At 50.5% G+C, this 15,222-nt stretch carries 14 protein-coding genes; 12 read left to right on the forward strand and 2 right to left on the reverse strand.

Annotation, left to right across the window (positions count from 1 at the left end):
- Nucleotides 1–36 precede the first annotated feature (36 nt).
- The gene (locus HV237_RS02815) at nucleotides 37–1,572 is read right to left on the reverse strand and encodes an IS66 family transposase (protein WP_001000409.1); all 1,536 of its coding nucleotides are present in this window, start codon (nucleotides 1,570–1,572) and stop codon (nucleotides 37–39) included.
- Between the two features lie 49 nt (nucleotides 1,573–1,621).
- Nucleotides 1,622–1,969, reverse strand: coding sequence for an IS66 family insertion sequence element accessory protein TnpB (gene tnpB, locus HV237_RS02820; RefSeq protein ID WP_000609174.1), 348 nt, complete (start codon nucleotides 1,967–1,969; stop codon nucleotides 1,622–1,624).
- 406 nt (nucleotides 1,970–2,375) lie between these two features.
- Here tnpB and HV237_RS26340 point away from each other — a divergent pair, with 406 nt between their 5' ends.
- From HV237_RS26340 to HV237_RS02880, 12 genes are all read left to right on the forward strand, one after another.
- Nucleotides 2,376–2,822: an HNH endonuclease signature motif containing protein gene (locus tag HV237_RS26340; RefSeq protein WP_047358959.1), complete on the forward strand. Its 447-nt coding sequence runs from the start codon at nucleotides 2,376–2,378 to the stop codon at nucleotides 2,820–2,822.
- A 1-nt stretch (nucleotide 2,823) separates the two neighbouring features.
- Nucleotides 2,824–3,084, forward strand: coding sequence for a bacteriocin immunity protein (locus HV237_RS02830; RefSeq protein ID WP_047358948.1), 261 nt, complete (start codon nucleotides 2,824–2,826; stop codon nucleotides 3,082–3,084).
- Nucleotides 3,085–3,226: 142 nt separating this feature from the next.
- On the forward strand, nucleotides 3,227–3,748 hold the full coding sequence (locus HV237_RS02835; protein ID WP_135107977.1) for an HNH endonuclease signature motif containing protein: 522 nt from the start codon (nucleotides 3,227–3,229) through the stop codon (nucleotides 3,746–3,748).
- Nucleotide 3,749: 1 nt separating this feature from the next.
- Nucleotides 3,750–4,007, forward strand: coding sequence for a bacteriocin immunity protein (locus HV237_RS02840; RefSeq protein ID WP_047358949.1), 258 nt, complete (start codon nucleotides 3,750–3,752; stop codon nucleotides 4,005–4,007).
- 750 nt (nucleotides 4,008–4,757) lie between these two features.
- Nucleotides 4,758–5,696: a transcriptional regulator TdcA gene (gene tdcA, locus HV237_RS02845; protein WP_003828596.1), complete on the forward strand. Its 939-nt coding sequence runs from the start codon at nucleotides 4,758–4,760 to the stop codon at nucleotides 5,694–5,696.
- A gap of 98 nt (nucleotides 5,697–5,794) precedes the next feature.
- Nucleotides 5,795–6,784, forward strand: coding sequence for a bifunctional threonine ammonia-lyase/L-serine ammonia-lyase TdcB (tdcB, locus tag HV237_RS02850; RefSeq protein WP_003828594.1), 990 nt, complete (start codon nucleotides 5,795–5,797; stop codon nucleotides 6,782–6,784).
- A 22-nt stretch (nucleotides 6,785–6,806) separates the two neighbouring features.
- Entirely contained in the window at nucleotides 6,807–8,138 is a 1,332-nt protein-coding gene (gene tdcC, locus HV237_RS02855; protein ID WP_016154633.1) for a threonine/serine transporter TdcC, read from the forward strand.
- Nucleotides 8,139–8,169: 31 nt separating this feature from the next.
- A complete protein-coding gene (tdcD, locus tag HV237_RS02860) occupies nucleotides 8,170–9,378 on the forward strand; it encodes a propionate kinase (protein ID WP_047358950.1) in 1,209 nt (402 codons plus the stop codon).
- 28 nt (nucleotides 9,379–9,406) lie between these two features.
- Nucleotides 9,407–11,701 carry a formate C-acetyltransferase gene (gene pflB / locus HV237_RS02865; RefSeq protein ID WP_016154631.1) on the forward strand — a complete coding sequence of 765 codons (2,295 nt, stop codon included), beginning with the start codon at nucleotides 9,407–9,409 and terminating at the stop codon, nucleotides 11,699–11,701.
- A 13-nt stretch (nucleotides 11,702–11,714) separates the two neighbouring features.
- Nucleotides 11,715–12,110 (forward strand): enamine/imine deaminase, encoded by a 396-nt coding sequence (locus tag HV237_RS02870; protein ID WP_016157544.1) that lies wholly within the window; start codon nucleotides 11,715–11,717, stop codon nucleotides 12,108–12,110.
- 87 nt (nucleotides 12,111–12,197) lie between these two features.
- Nucleotides 12,198–13,562, forward strand: a complete 1,365-nt coding sequence (gene tdcG, locus HV237_RS02875; RefSeq protein ID WP_047358951.1) for an L-serine ammonia-lyase — start codon at nucleotides 12,198–12,200, stop codon at nucleotides 13,560–13,562.
- 326 nt (nucleotides 13,563–13,888) lie between these two features.
- Nucleotides 13,889–15,220, forward strand: coding sequence for an amino acid permease (locus HV237_RS02880; protein ID WP_016157542.1), 1,332 nt, complete (start codon nucleotides 13,889–13,891; stop codon nucleotides 15,218–15,220).
- Nucleotides 15,221–15,222 lie beyond the last annotated feature (2 nt).

Raw genomic sequence — 15,222 nt, forward strand, 5'->3', positions numbered from 1 at the left:
CGTGCAGTGAGAACCGTATTGACGAAGTGAAGCTGGTCAGGCAGGCAGAGTAACCCGCCACGGGAGCAGAGCACCCACCCGGTTCACAGGCCAGTCGGCGATGACATCAAGTACATAATGCAGATAGCGTTCCGGATCCACGCCGTTTAATTTGCACGTCCCGATAAGACTGTACAGTGACGCACCGCGCTCACCACCATGATCCGAGCCGAAGAACAGCCAGTTTTTTCTCCCCAGACTGACCCGTCGTAGGGCGTTTTCGGCAATGTTATTATCCACCTCCACCCAGCCATCTTCTGCATAGCGGATCAGCGCCGGCCACTGGTTCAGCGCATACCCGAACGCCTTCGCCAGTTCTGAGTGCCTTGAGAGGGTTTTCTGTTTCTCCCGCAGCCACCCCTCCAGTGACGCCAGCAGCGGCAGCACTTTTTGGTGCCGGACTGCCTGCCGTTCCTCTGCTCTTTTACCTCTGATCTCCGACTCGATGGCATACAGCTCGCCGATCCGTTTCAGCGCCTCCTCCGTCAGGACTGACGGGGTACGGACGTGAACATCGTGGATTTTTCGGCGGGCATGGGCCCAGCACGCGGCTTCCTTTATATGGCCGTCGCGGTAGAGCTCGTTGAACCCGGCGTAGGCATCAGCCTGCAGTACGCCACTGAAGCCTGCAAGATGGGTCTGAGGGTGGATACCTTTTCTGTCCGGGCTGTAAGCGAACCACACTGCGGGGGCCAGCGCTGATCCGGCGTTGCGGTCGTCTCGAACGTACGTCCATAAGCGCCCGGTCTTCGTCTTCTTATTGCCCGGCAACAGCACCGGGACAGGCGTATCGTCAGCATGGAGTTTGCCGTCGGTCAGGACATAGTGCTGAAGGGCTTCATCCAGCGGTGCCAGCAGACGACAACACGCATCCACCCAGCCCGACAGTACAGAACGACTCAACACTACACCCTGGCGGGCATAGATCTCCGACTGGCGATACAGCGGTGTGTGCTCTGCATACTTTGAGGTCAGCACTCGGGCCAGCAGCCCCGGTCCGGCGATCCCCCGTTCGATGGGGCGCGAAGGAGCCGGGGCCTGAACGATGCGATCGCACCGACGGCAGGCATGCTTTTCACGGACTGTCCGGATAACCCGGAAGGCGCTGCGCATCAGCTCCAGCTGTTCGGCGGCATCCTCACCCAGGTAACTCAGCGAACCACCGCACTCCGGGCAACACGGCTCAGTCGGCAGCAGCCGCTTCTCATCCCGTGGGAGTGACTCAGGGAACGGTTTGCGGGTGCGGGTCTGACGCAGCGGGCGCTGCACTGCCGGGTCATCCACCCGGCCGGTCAGCGTATCGCTTTCCTGCTGCAGCAGGTTCAGGTCAGCTTCCATTTGCGCGATACGGCGGGATACCTTTTCGGAACGACTGCCGAAGTTCATCCGGCGCAGCTTATCCAGTTGCGCCTGCAGATGGTCTATTTCGCGTTCCCGGTTGCTCAGCTTTTCCTGCAGGGCGTGGATCAACGCTTCCTGTTCGGCCAGGCGCTGTTTCAGCAGAAGGATGTCGTCAGAAGAGGTATCGTTCATAAGCCTGTATTTTACCAGGCTTATTCTGCGACAACCAGGATAAAGAGCGCTACAACATGGTCAGGGATGTCAGTAACCGCTTTGGCTGTCGCCAGTCGATACCTTCCATCAGCATCGCCAGTTGCGCCGGCGTCAGGAACACTTTGCCATCGCGGGCTGAGGGCCAGGCGAAGCGACCACGTTCCAGTCGCTTTGTCAGCAGGCACAGACCATCGCCGGTGGACCAGAGCAGTTTTACCTGACTGCCGCTGCGTCCCCGGAAGATGAAGACGTGGCCGGACATCGGGTCATCTTTCAGCGCGGTCTGCACCTTTGCGGCGAGGCCATTGAAGCCGTTGCGCATATCGGTGATACCGGCAACCAGCCAGATTTTTGTGCCTGCGGGAAGATTTATCATACCGGCCCCCGCATCAGTTCGCGCAGGACAGTGCTCATGAGTTCAGCAGAGGGATGAGTCAGTGTTATTTCTCCTCCCCGACATTTTATGTGGCAGGTAGCGGGAGGAGAGCAGGATGGTAGTTCGAAGGTTGGGAGAGAAGAGCCCGCCTGAAGCTGCACGGGTATCAGGGCAGGAAGCGACGATGAGTTTTTTCGGGGCCGACAGACCCGCCCTTCACGCTGCCAGAGCCTTATCCATTTAAAGAGCAGGTTATCATTGACGTCATGTTTCCGGGCCAGTGCGGCAATACTGCCTTCTTCTTCAAGAGCCAGCCTGACCAGTTCCATTTTGAATTCAGGGGAATAGTGTTTCCGGGGAAGTCTTTCTTTAGCGCGCATGAGGTGTCCACCTGCAAAATAAGTGGGTGCTTAAGTTACAGGATCCTGGATTCGGGACCAGACGGTACTCAGACGACGCTTACGGGCAAGTCACAGGCAAGGGGCAAAAGATTTCTGGCACCTGGTTAGCTGATGCGGGTCAGGGCAACGGCTCGCCTATCCCGTCTCAGATTGCTGATAAACTGCGTGGACGCACCTTTTCCAATTTTGACGACTTCAGGCAGGCTTTCTGGCTGGAGGTTTCAAAAGATCCAGGACTGAGCCGACAATTTAGGTCTAATAACTTGACACATATCCAGAAAGGAAACTCCCCATTTACCAGGGAACAAGATTCTGTCGGAGGCCGAGAGCGTTACGAGTTGCACCATATCACCCCGATAAGCCAAGGAGGTGAAGTGTACAATGTAGATAACATGGGAGTAACTACGTCAAAACGCCATATTGAAATTCATTCATCAGCTAAAGGGGAATAAAGTGTTTGATCAGAAATCCATTTCAGACTACACGGAAAGCGAGTTTTTAGAATTAGTGCGTAAAATTTGCTTAGCCGATACTGAAACTGAGGAGGAAGGAAACAAGCTGGTAAGAGAATTCAGAAGGTTGGCTGAGCACCCCGCTGGATCTGACCTTATCTTCTACCCTGAAGACGGGCAGGATGATAGCCCCGAGGGCGTAGTCCAACAGGTCAAAATGTGGCGCAAAGCCAATGGCAAGCCCGGTTTTCGCGATGAGTAAATTCTGATTGTGAGTGGAGTGGCTGGGCTTTGTCCTGGCCTTTCTTTGGTCTGATAACCTGCTTAATTTGTCTCCCAAAGAGTGATATGTATCACCTTCAAATACCGGTAATCAAGACCACCTATACGTCCCTCCGAACGTGTTGGCTTACCCTGAAAGTGAAATCAACAGCCCGTGGTCAACGGAAACGCCAGCACCGGGAGAACGCCCATTCAGGGATTATATTCTGGTACACCCTGCCGGGACGTTTGACCCGATTTATGTTTATATTCGCAATCTGCCAGGGCAAGTCACAGGCAAGGGGCAAAAGATTTCTGGCACCTGGTTAGCTGATGCGGGTCAGGGTAACGGTTCGCCTATCCCGTCTCAGATTGCTGACAAACTGCGTGGACGCACCTTTTCCAATTTTGACGACTTCAGGCAGGCTCTCTGGCTGGAGGTCAGCAAAGACCCTGAACTTTCAAAGCAATTTGATCCACGTAACTTAGCTACGATGAAAAATGGTCGATCCGCCTACGCAAGAAAACCCGATAGCATCGGGCAAAGGGTCAAGTATGAACTTCATCATATCGAAGAGATCAGAAATAGTGGTGCAGTTTATGACGTAGATAATTTGGGTGTCACTACACCAAAGCGGCACATCGAAATTCACCAAGGAAAATAAAATGGTAACGCATAAAGACATCACTGATTTTACTGAAGCTGAGTTCCTCAGTTTTGTTGAAGATATTTGTAACGATACCTATCCATCTGAAAAGGCCCATATGGCTGCTGTAGCAGAGTTTGAGCGGCTTTCTGAACATCCGTCAGGTTCTGATTTGATATATTACCCAGAAGAAGGGAAAGGCGGTCCGGTCGCGGTTGTTCAAGAAATCAAAGAGTGGCGTAAAGCCAATGGCAAGCCCGGTTTTCGCGATGAGTAAATCCTGATTGTGAGTGAATGGCTGGGCTTTGTCCTGGCCTTTCTTTGTTGTAGTTGGTTCACCACGAATCAGGCCTTTATTTCCCATTCATCTCATCGTTATTTGACCTTTATTTACGCGCTGAACTTCTTTTATCTAAGGCAATGTCTTGCGGGATATTTCATTTTTTGTGATGACTAGCACAAAACGCTGCGCGATACGTTTTTATCGAGAATAATCGAACGCAATCGATCGCCATCACAAAATTACTGGCTGATAAATTGTACAAAACTACTGTTAATGCAATGTTGCATGTGATGATTATTTGTATGTTTTGGTTTAAATATTAATAAATGCAATGTTTCTTTACAAACAAATAAGGCTAAAAAACGTGATGCATAACGTTATTTGACCACTATAAACGATAAAATATAATTATATTTGATAAGTTGCTTATTAAATTTAAGCGCTGTTTTGCCTGGTAATTACTCTGTAATTGATTGAAATATAGCCTTTCGTGGTTTTAAGAAATAGCAGGAGAAATGGTGTTGTTATAGCCATAAAAAATCGTTATCCCCCCATCTTTTTTTGATTAAAGTCAGGATAAAGTGAGATCGATATTTCATATCTATATGATTATTAAGTGATTTCAATTTAAATAATAGTCTTACAAAATGTAAGTCAAGGGGATTTGTGAGTGGTAGCACATATCCTCGTTCGCTTAATTTGGTACACTTCCTGCCGTCAACAAAGTAATTAGCGCAGGTCGATATGAATACTATTACACTCCCTAAAACACAGCACTTAGTGGTCTTTCAGGAAGTCATTAGAAGTGGTTCTATCGGCTCAGCTGCAAAAGAATTAGGTTTAACTCAACCGGCTGTCAGCAAAATCATTAATGATGTAGAAGCTTATTTCGGTATTGAGTTAGTCGTACGCAAAAATACTGGTGTGACATTAACTCAGGCAGGTCAGGTTATGCTCTCATGGTCTGAATCTATTACCCGTGAAATGAAGAACATGGTTGATGAGATGAACAGCATGACGAGCAATGCGGTCGTTGATGTGTCGTTTGGCTTTCCTTCACTGATTGCCTTCACCATCATGTCCGGCATGATTAAAAAATTCAAAGAAGTGTTCCCGAAAGCGCAGGTTTCCATGTATGAAGCTCAGCTCTCCTCGTTCTTACCTGCGATTCGTGACGGGCGTCTGGACTTCGCGATCGGTACGCTGAGTGATGAGATGAAACTGCACGATCTGCATGTTGAACCGCTCTTTGAGTCAGACTTCATCCTGGTTGCCAGCAAGTCCCGAACATGCACCGGCATCACCTCGCTGAGCGCGTTGAAAAACGAACAGTGGGTGTTGCCACAAACGAATATGGGGTACTACAGTGAACTTCTAACCACGTTACAAAATAATGGCATCAGCAGTGAAAACATCGTTAAAACAGACTCCGTCGTTACGATTTATAATCTTGTTCTCAATGCTGATTTCTTAACAGTAATTCCCTGCGATATGACCACACCATTTGGCTCAAACCAGTTTATTACTATCCCGGTAGAAGAAACCTTACCCGTCGCGCGTTATGCCGCCGTATGGTCGAAAAATTATCGAATTAAAAAAGCAGCATCTATTTTGGTGGAATTAGCCAAAGAGTATTCATCATATAATTGTCGGAGACGAAGGCAATTAATTGAAATTGATTAAAGATTGAATTTGTTTTAACACGAAATCAACGCCATCTGTCTATATCTGACAATGGTCATGGCTATCTATTTACTTTAATACCCTAGTAAGAGGTTCTAATGCACATTACATACGATCTCCCAGTTGCAATTGAAGATATCCTCGAAGCGAAAAAAAGACTGGCGGGGAAAATTTATAAAACGGGAATGCCTCGCTCTAACTATTTTAGTGAACGTTGCAAAGGGGAAATTTTCCTCAAGTTTGAAAATATGCAGCGTACCGGTTCATTTAAAATCCGTGGTGCGTTTAACAAGCTCAGTTCATTAACCGAAGCTGAAAGATGTAAGGGCGTGGTGGCTTGCTCTGCAGGTAACCATGCGCAAGGGGTTTCTCTCTCCTGCGCCATGCTCGGAATCGACGGCAAAGTGGTCATGCCGAAAGGCGCGCCGAAGTCTAAAGTTGCTGCAACCTGCGATTATTCCGCAGAGGTTGTGCTGCACGGCGACAACTTCAACGACACCATCGCTAAGGTTAGCGAGATTGTGGAAACTGAAGGCCGTATCTTTATTCCTCCATATGATGACCCGAAAGTGATTGCTGGTCAGGGCACTATTGGTCTGGAAATTCTGGAAGATCTGTACGATGTCGATAACGTGATTGTGCCAATTGGCGGTGGCGGACTGATTGCTGGTATTGCAGTGGCAATTAAATCTATTAACCCGACTATTAAAATTATTGGCGTACAGTCTGAAAATGTTCATGGCATGGCGGCTTCTTTCCACGCTGGAGAAATAACCACGCACCGAACGACCGGCACCCTGGCGGATGGTTGTGACGTTTCCCGCCCGGGTACTTTAACGTATGAAATTGTTCGTGAGTTGGTGGATGACATTGTCCTGGTCAGCGAAGATGAAATTCGCAACAGCATGGTGGCATTAATTCAGCGAAATAAAGTTGTGACTGAAGGTGCCGGCGCGCTGGCTTGCGCAGCATTATTAAGCGGGAAATTAGATAGCTATATCCAGAACAGAAAAACAGTCAGCATTATTTCTGGCGGTAATATCGACCTTTCTCGTGTATCTCAAATTACTGGTTTAGTTGACGCTTAATATACTTCGTTGAGGATAGGATATGAGTACTACTGATAGCATTGTATCCAGCCAGACAAAACAGTCGTCCTGGCGCAAATCGGACACCACCTGGACACTGGGTTTATTTGGTACAGCCATCGGCGCCGGGGTGCTGTTCTTCCCTATCCGCGCAGGTTTTGGCGGACTGATCCCCATTCTGATAATGCTGGTGTTAGCATACCCCATCGCCTTCTATTGCCACCGTGCGCTGGCACGCCTGTGTCTTTCCGGTTCTAACCCTTCCGGTAACATCACAGAAACGGTTGAAGAGCACTTTGGTAAAACGGGCGGCGTGGTTATCACGTTCCTCTACTTCTTTGCGATTTGTCCGCTGCTGTGGATTTATGGCGTCACCATTACCAACACCTTTATGACCTTTTGGGAAAACCAGTTGCAGATGCCAGCGTTAAACCGTGGCTTCGTGGCACTGTTCCTGCTGCTGCTGATGGCATTCGTCATCTGGTTTGGTAAGGATCTGATGGTTAAAGTGATGAGCTACCTGGTATGGCCGTTTATTGCCAGCCTGGTGCTGATCTCTCTGTCTCTGATTCCTTACTGGAACTCTGCGGTTATCGATCAGGTTGATCTCAGCAATATTGCTCTGACTGGCCATGACGGCATCCTGGTTACCGTGTGGCTGGGTATTTCCATCATGGTGTTCTCTTTCAACTTCTCACCTATCGTTTCTTCCTTCGTGGTCTCTAAACGTGAAGAGTATGAGAAAGATTACGGTCGCGAATTTACCGAACAGAAATGTTCAAAAATCATCTCTCGCGCCAGTATGCTGATGGTTGCCGTGGTGATGTTCTTTGCCTTTAGCTGCCTGTTCACGCTCTCTCCGGCAAACATGGCGGATGCGAAAGCGCAGAACATTCCAGTACTGTCTTACCTGGCGAACCACTTCGCTTCACTGTCCGGTTCGAAGTCCACCTTCGCGACCGTTCTGGAGTACGGCGCTTCAATCATCGCACTGGTTGCTATCTTCAAATCTTTCTTCGGCCACTACCTGGGCACGCTGGAAGGTCTGAACGGTCTGGTGCTGAAGTTTGGTTACAAAGGCGATAAAACTAAGGTTTCCGCTGGCAAACTTAATACCATCAGCATGATCTTCATCATGGGCTCCACCTGGGTTGTGGCTTACGCCAACCCGAACATCCTGGACCTGATTGAAGCAATGGGCGCGCCGATTATTGCCTCTCTGCTCTGCCTGCTGCCGATGTATGCCATCCGTAAAGCGCCGTCACTGGCGAAATACCGTGGCCGTCTGGATAACGTGTTTGTTACCGTGATTGGTCTGCTGACTATCCTGAACATTGTCTACAAACTGTTTTAATCCTTAAGCTCAGGATGAGCGGAGTAGTGAAATGAATGAGTTTCCGGTAGTACTGGTTATTAACTGTGGTTCGTCTTCCATTAAATTCTCAGTGCTGGATGCAGCGAACTGTGAAGTTTTAATGGCGGGAATCGCGGACGGTATTAACTCTGAAAATGCGTTCATAGCAATTAATGGAGGAGAGCCAGCTAAGCTGGCTCACCACAGCTACGAAGACGCATTAAAAGCAATCGCCGTTGAACTGGAAAAACGTAATTTAATGGACAGCGTGGCCTTAATTGGCCACCGCATTGCCCACGGTGGAAATATCTTTACCGAATCAGCAATTATTACTGACGACGTTATCGATAATATTCGCCGGGTATCGCCTTTAGCTCCGTTACATAATTATGCGAACCTCAGTGGGATTGAATCCGCACAGCACCTTTTCCCAGGCGTGCAGCAGGTTGCGGTATTTGATACCAGCTTCCACCAGACGATGGCCCCAGAGGCCTATCTTTACGGTCTACCGTGGAAATATTTTGAGGAGTTAGGCGTTCGTCGTTATGGCTTCCACGGCACGTCGCACCGCTATGTATCTCAGCGAGCGCATGAGCTTCTTGAGCTGCAGAGTGATGACTCCGGTCTGGTTGTGGCTCACCTGGGGAACGGCGCGTCAATCTGCGCGGTGCGTAACGGGCAGAGCGTTGATACCTCAATGGGCATGACGCCGTTGGAAGGGTTGATGATGGGCACACGCAGCGGTGACGTCGATTTCGGCGCCATGGCGTGGATTGCCAGCGAAACCAACCAGACGCTGAGCGACCTTGAGCGCGTTGTGAATAAAGAGTCCGGTTTACTGGGTATTTCCTGTTTGTCCTCTGACTTACGTACGTTAGAAAAAGCCTGGCACGAGGGACATGAGCGTGCGCAGTTGGCGATTAAAACGTTTGTGCATCGTATCGCGCGCCATATCGCCGGACATGCCGCTTCGCTGCATCGTCTTGATGGGATTATTTTCACCGGTGGAATAGGTGAGAACTCGGTATTAATTCGTCGTCTGGTTATCGAGCATCTCGCCGTTTTAGGGGTGAATATCGACAGCGAGATGAATAGCCTGCCAAATTCCCATGGCGAAAGAATTATCTCTAATAAAGATGCTCGTGTTATTTGTGCGGTTATTCCCACAAATGAAGAGAAAATGATTGCGCGTGATGCCATTGCGTTAGGCAAAATTAATATACCAGTAGAATTTGCATAATTAATTTTCAGCAGAGAGATTATTTTTCATGAAGGTAAATATCGATACCAGCGATATGCTGTATGCCGAAGCCTGGAATGGCTTTAAAGGTACGGACTGGAAAGAAGAAATTAATGTCCGTGATTTTATTCAGCACAACTATACGCCTTATGAAGGGGATGAATCTTTCCTCGCCGAAGCAACGCCAGCGACCACTGCATTGTGGGAAAAAGTCATGGCGGGCATCCGTATTGAAAACTCGACGCACGCGCCGGTTGATTTCGATACCAATATTGCCACCACGATAACCGCACATGATGCGGGTTATATTGAACAAGAACTGGAAAAAATCGTTGGTCTGCAAACGGATAAGCCGCTCAAGCGCGCTCTGCATCCGTTTGGCGGCATCAACATGATCAAAAGCTCTTTTGATGCTTATGGTCGTGAGATGGATGCTGATTTTGAATACCAGTTTACTGAACTGCGTAAAACCCATAACCAGGGCGTATTCGACGCCTACTCTCCGGATATGCTGCGCTGCCGTAAATCCGGCGTGCTGACCGGTCTGCCGGACGGCTATGGCCGTGGTCGTATCATCGGCGACTATCGCCGAGTCGCGCTGTACGGTATCCGCTACCTGGTACGCGAGCGTGAACTGCAGTTTGCCGATCTCCAGTCGAACCTGGAGTGGGGCCAGAATCTTGAAGCCACGATTCGCCTGCGCGAAGAACTGTCTGAGCACCGTCGCGCCCTGCTGCAGATGCAGGAAATGGCAGCGAAGTACGGCTGCGATATCTCCCGCCCGGCGCGTAATGCGCAGGAAGCGGTGCAGTGGGTTTACTTTGCTTACCTGGCTGCGGTGAAATCTCAGAACGGCGGCGCAATGTCGCTGGGCCGTACCGCATCGTTCCTCGACATCTACATTGAGCGCGATTTCAAAGCGGGAATTTTAAACGAGCAGCAGGCGCAGGAGCTGATCGACCACTTCATTATGAAGATCCGTATGGTGCGCTTCCTGCGCACGCCGGAATTCGACACCCTGTTCTCAGGCGACCCTATCTGGGCGACTGAAGTTATCGGCGGCATGGGGCTGGATGGTCGCACGCTGGTGACGAAAAACTCGTTCCGCTACCTGCATACGCTGCACACCATGGGACCGGCGCCTGAGCCGAACCTGACGGTGCTGTGGTCTGAAGCACTGCCGATTGCCTTCAAAAAGTACGCCGCCCAGGTGTCTATCATCACCTCGTCTTTGCAGTATGAAAACGACGATTTGATGCGTGCCGACTTTGACAGCGATGACTATGCCATTGCCTGCTGCGTAAGCCCGATGGTTATCGGCAAACAAATGCAGTTCTTCGGTGCGCGTGCCAACCTCGCCAAAACGTTGCTGTACGCAATCAACGGCGGCGTGGATGAGAAGCTGAAAATTCAGGTTGGGCCGAAAACGGCACCGCTGATGGATGACGTGCTGGATTACGATACGGTGATGGAGAGCCTGGACCACTTTATGGACTGGCTGGCCGTGCAGTACATCAGCGCGCTGAACATCATCCACTATATGCACGACAAGTACAGCTATGAAGCTTCGCTGATGGCGCTGCACGATCGTGATGTCTATCGCACGATGGCTTGTGGTATGGCGGGTCTGTCCGTGGCGGCGGATTCTCTGTCGGCTATCAAATACGCCCGCGTGAAACCGATTCGTGATGAAAACGGTCTGGCTGTCGATTTCGAAATCGAAGGCGACTATCCGCAATACGGCAACAACGACGAGCGAGTAGACAGCATTGCCTGCGACCTGGTCGAACGCTTCATGAAGAAAATTAAAGTGTTGCCAACCTACCGTAACGCGGTGCCGACGCAGTCCATCCTGACCATCACCTCCAACGTGGTGTACGGACAGAAAACCGGTAACACACCGGACGGACGTCGCGCAGGTACGCCGTTTGCACCAGGGGCTAACCCGATGCACGGTCGCGATCGTAAAGGCGCGGTTGCGTCGTTAACCTCGGTGGCCAAACTGCCGTTTACCTATGCCAAAGACGGCATCTCGTACACCTTCTCCATTGTGCCGGCTGCACTGGGCAAAGAAGATGGGGTGCGTAAAACCAACCTGGTTGGTCTGCTGGACGGTTACTTCCACCATGAAGCGCATGTGGAAGGTGGGCAGCATCTGAACGTTAACGTTATGAACCGTGAAATGTTGATGGATGCCATTGAGCACCCGGAAAACTATCCAAACCTGACGATCCGCGTGTCTGGCTATGCGGTGCGCTTCAACGCGTTGACCCGTGAACAGCAGCAGGATGTTATTTCACGTACTTTCACCCAGGCGCTCTGACGCCGGAGGGATTATGAGAAAAGTTATTGCAACCGAATGTGCGCCAGGGGCGATTGGGCCTTACGTACAGGGGGTGGATCTGGGCAGCATGGTGTTGACGTCAGGTCAAATCCCGGTGTGTCCACAGACCGGTGAAGTGGCAGAAAACGTGGCCGATCAGGCACGTCAAAGCTTGGAAAACGTGAAAGCGATCGTCGAGTCCGCAGGTTTGAAAGTGAGCGATATCGTGAAGACTACCGTTTTCGTATCCGACCTGAACGACTTCGCCACCATTAACCAGGTGTACCAGCAGTTCTTTGATGAGCATCAGGCTATCTACCCCACGCGCAGTTGCGTACAGGTCGCCCGCTTACCAAAGGATGTGAAGCTGGAGATTGAAGCCATCGCCGTACGTGGCGACACGCTGTAATCCCTTGCGGGGCGATCTCAGGATCGCCCCAATCCTTAATGAGTGTGAAACCTGGTCTTCACTGAACGGCAATCCGAGGGTGTGGATATGATTAGCGCATTCGATATTTTCAAGATTGGCATTGGACCTTCCAGCTCCCATACCGTGGGGCCAATGAACGCAGGTAAAAGCTTTATCGATTTGTTGGTCAGCAGCGGAGAACTCCGCAGAACCACGCATATTGTGGTCGATCTTTACGGATCGCTTTCCCTGACCGGGAAAGGTCATGCGACAGATGTCGCGATCATGATGGGGCTGGCCGGTAACAGTCCGCAAAACGTTAATATAGACTCAATCGCTGGTTTTACTCAGGAAGTGGCCCGTACCGGACGTTTGCCGGTTGCTGAGGGCACGCATGTTGTCGATTTCTCTCCAGATGAAAATATTCTCTTTCATACCGAAACGCTGCCGCGCCATGAAAATGGCATGCGTATCACCGCGTGGAACGGCACCGAGAGGCTATTAAGCAAAACTTATTACTCCGTCGGCGGTGGTTTTATCATTGAAGAGGAGCAATTTGGGCAGGTGCATGATGTTGAAGCACACGTGCCCTACAATTTTCATTCCGCCAGCGAACTGCTGAAACTGTGCGAGCGCAATGGGCTGTCTGTTTCCGGCTTGATGATGCAAAACGAGCTGGCGATGCGCAGCAAAGAGGAAATCGATGCTGGCTTTGCCGCCATTTGGGACGTCATGCACGCCGGGATTGAGCGCGGCATGAACACCGAAGGCGTCCTGCCGGGGCCGCTTAACGTTCCGCGTCGCGCCGTGGCATTACGTCGGTTGCTGGTTTCCAGCGATAATCTGTCCAGCGACCCGATGAACGTTATTGACTGGATCAACATGTTCGCGCTGGCCGTGAGCGAAGAAAACGCCGCCGGGTGCCGGGTTGTGACGGCGCCGACCAACGGTGCATGTGGGATTATTCCCGCCGTATTGGCCTATTACGACAAGTTTCGCCGTCCGGTGAATGCGAACTCCATTGCCCGCTATTTGCTGGCCGCGGGGGCGATAGGCGCGCTGTATAAGATGAACGCCTCTATTTCTGGTGCTGAGGTGGGCTGCCAGGGTGAGATTGGCGTAGCCTGTTCAATGGCGGCTGCCGGTCTGACGGAACTGCTGGGCGGTAGCCCGTCGCAGGTCTGCATTGCAGCGGAAATCGCCATGGAGCATAACCTGGGGCTGACCTGCGATCCGGTAGCCGGACAGGTGCAAATACCGTGCATTGAACGTAATGCGATCAACGCAGTAAAAGCCGTCAACGCCGCGCGTATGGCGCTACGTCGAACGTCAGAACCACGCGTTTCGCTCGATAAAGTGATCGAGACCATGTATGAAACGGGCAAAGATATGAACGACAAATACCGTGAAACCTCACGCGGTGGGTTGGCAATTAAAGTGGTTTGTACCTGAGGTGTAAAGCCGTGCCTGGTAAGCGCAGCGCTATCCAGCAATAAATTAATCAATATGGCATGATAAAAAAAGGTGCACGTTAGTGCGCCTTTTTTGTTGTGATCTGCTTCAAATATAGAAATTCAATTCTTTATATGGAAATAAAAGAGAAAATATTTCTTAACTTTTAGAAATTACAGGGGTTTGTTTGTGAAGTTTTTCTCTGATCCTGCGCGTATGATTTCCTCATTACTCCAATAGCTCACCTGCACCGTAGTACTGCGTATCGCATTGAGGCAGTACGAAAAAAATATAAAAACCTCTACCTACACATTGAGCGGAAAATTATGGAAACGGCAACGAATAACAGCGTAATACTCGACGCATCTGCTCCGGCACGTCGGGCGGGAATGACCGAAAGTGAATGGCGCGAAGCCATTAAATTCGACAGCATGGACACCGGCTGGGTCATTATGAGTATCGGTATGGCAATTGGTGCGGGGATTGTTTTTCTTCCCGTCCAGGTGGGTTTGATGGGGCTGTGGGTGTTTTTGCTCTCCTCTATCATCGGTTACCCAGCCATGTATCTGTTCCAGCGTCTGTTTATTAATACGCTGGCTGAGTCCCCAGAGTGTAAAGACTACCCGAGCGTAATCAGCGGCTATCTGGGTAAGAACTGGGGCATCCTGTTAGGTGCGTTGTATTTTGTGATGCTGGTTATCTGGATGTTCGTCTATTCCACCGCCATCACCAACGATAGCGCCTCCTACCTGCATACTTTTGGTGTTACTGAAGGGTTACTGTCCGACAGCCCGTTCTATGGCCTGGTGCTGATTTGCATCCTGGTGGCTATCTCGTCCCGCGGGGAAAAACTGCTGTTTAAAATCTCCACCGGTATGGTACTGACCAAGTTGCTGGTGGTGGCGGCGCTTGGCGTGTCGATGGTTGGGATGTGGCATTTATATAACGTAGGTTCACTGCCGCCGATGGCACTGTTGATCAAAAACGCGATTATCACGCTGCCGTTTACCCTGACCTCGATTCTGTTTATTCAGACCTTAAGCCCGATGGTTATCTCCTATCGTTCTCGCAATAAATCCATTGAAGTGGCACGCCATAAAGCCCTGCGAGCCATGAATATTGCGTTCGGTATTCTGTTTGTGACCGTCTTTTTCTACGCCGTTTCCTTCACGCTGGCGATGGGCCATGACGAAGCGGTTAAAGCTTATGAGCAGAACATTTCCGCTCTGGCGATTGCCGCGCAGTTTATCAGCGGCGCGGGTGCTGGCTGGGTGAAAATCGTCAGCGTTATTCTGAACATCTTTGCCGTAATGACCGCTTTCTTCGGCGTTTACTTAGGGTTCCGTGAAGCCACTCAAGGGATCGTGATGAACGTGCTGCGCCGCAAAATGCCAGCCGAGAAAATCAATGAGACCCTGGTTCAGCGCGGCATTATGGTTTTCGCTATCCTGCTGGCGTGGGGAGCCATTGTGCTCAATGCGCCGGTACTGAGCTTCACTTCTATTTGTAGCCCTATCTTCGGCATGGTGGGATGTCTGATCCCGGCCTGGTTGGTCTACAAAGTTCCTGCACTGCACAAATACAAAGGCGCTTCCCTGTATCTGATTATTGTCACGGGCCTGCTGCTGTGCGTTTCTCCGTTCCTGGCATTTTCCTGAGA

The sequence above is a fragment of the Citrobacter sp. RHBSTW-00570 genome, from assembly GCF_013739755.1.
In the GTDB taxonomy this organism is placed as follows: Bacteria; Pseudomonadota; Gammaproteobacteria; order Enterobacterales; family Enterobacteriaceae; genus Citrobacter; species Citrobacter braakii.

Excerpts from the sequence above, each read along its gene's own strand:
- HV237_RS02815 (WP_001000409.1), bottom strand. The coding sequence starts at position 1,572 with ATGAACGATACCTCTTCTGACGACATCCTTCTGCTGAAACAGCGCCTG.
- tnpB (WP_000609174.1), bottom strand. The coding sequence starts at position 1,969 with ATGATAAATCTTCCCGCAGGCACAAAAATCTGGCTGGTTGCCGGTATC.
- HV237_RS02840 (WP_047358949.1), top strand. The coding sequence starts at position 3,750 with ATGGTAACGCATAAAGACATCACTGATTTTACTGAAGCTGAGTTCCTC.
- tdcA (WP_003828596.1), top strand. The coding sequence starts at position 4,758 with ATGAATACTATTACACTCCCTAAAACACAGCACTTAGTGGTCTTTCAG.
- tdcB (WP_003828594.1), top strand. The coding sequence starts at position 5,795 with ATGCACATTACATACGATCTCCCAGTTGCAATTGAAGATATCCTCGAA.
- tdcC (WP_016154633.1), top strand. The coding sequence starts at position 6,807 with ATGAGTACTACTGATAGCATTGTATCCAGCCAGACAAAACAGTCGTCC.
- tdcD (WP_047358950.1), top strand. The coding sequence starts at position 8,170 with ATGAATGAGTTTCCGGTAGTACTGGTTATTAACTGTGGTTCGTCTTCC.
- pflB (WP_016154631.1), top strand. The coding sequence starts at position 9,407 with ATGAAGGTAAATATCGATACCAGCGATATGCTGTATGCCGAAGCCTGG.
- HV237_RS02870 (WP_016157544.1), top strand. The coding sequence starts at position 11,715 with ATGAGAAAAGTTATTGCAACCGAATGTGCGCCAGGGGCGATTGGGCCT.
- tdcG (WP_047358951.1), top strand. The coding sequence starts at position 12,198 with ATGATTAGCGCATTCGATATTTTCAAGATTGGCATTGGACCTTCCAGC.
- HV237_RS02880 (WP_016157542.1), top strand. The coding sequence starts at position 13,889 with ATGGAAACGGCAACGAATAACAGCGTAATACTCGACGCATCTGCTCCG.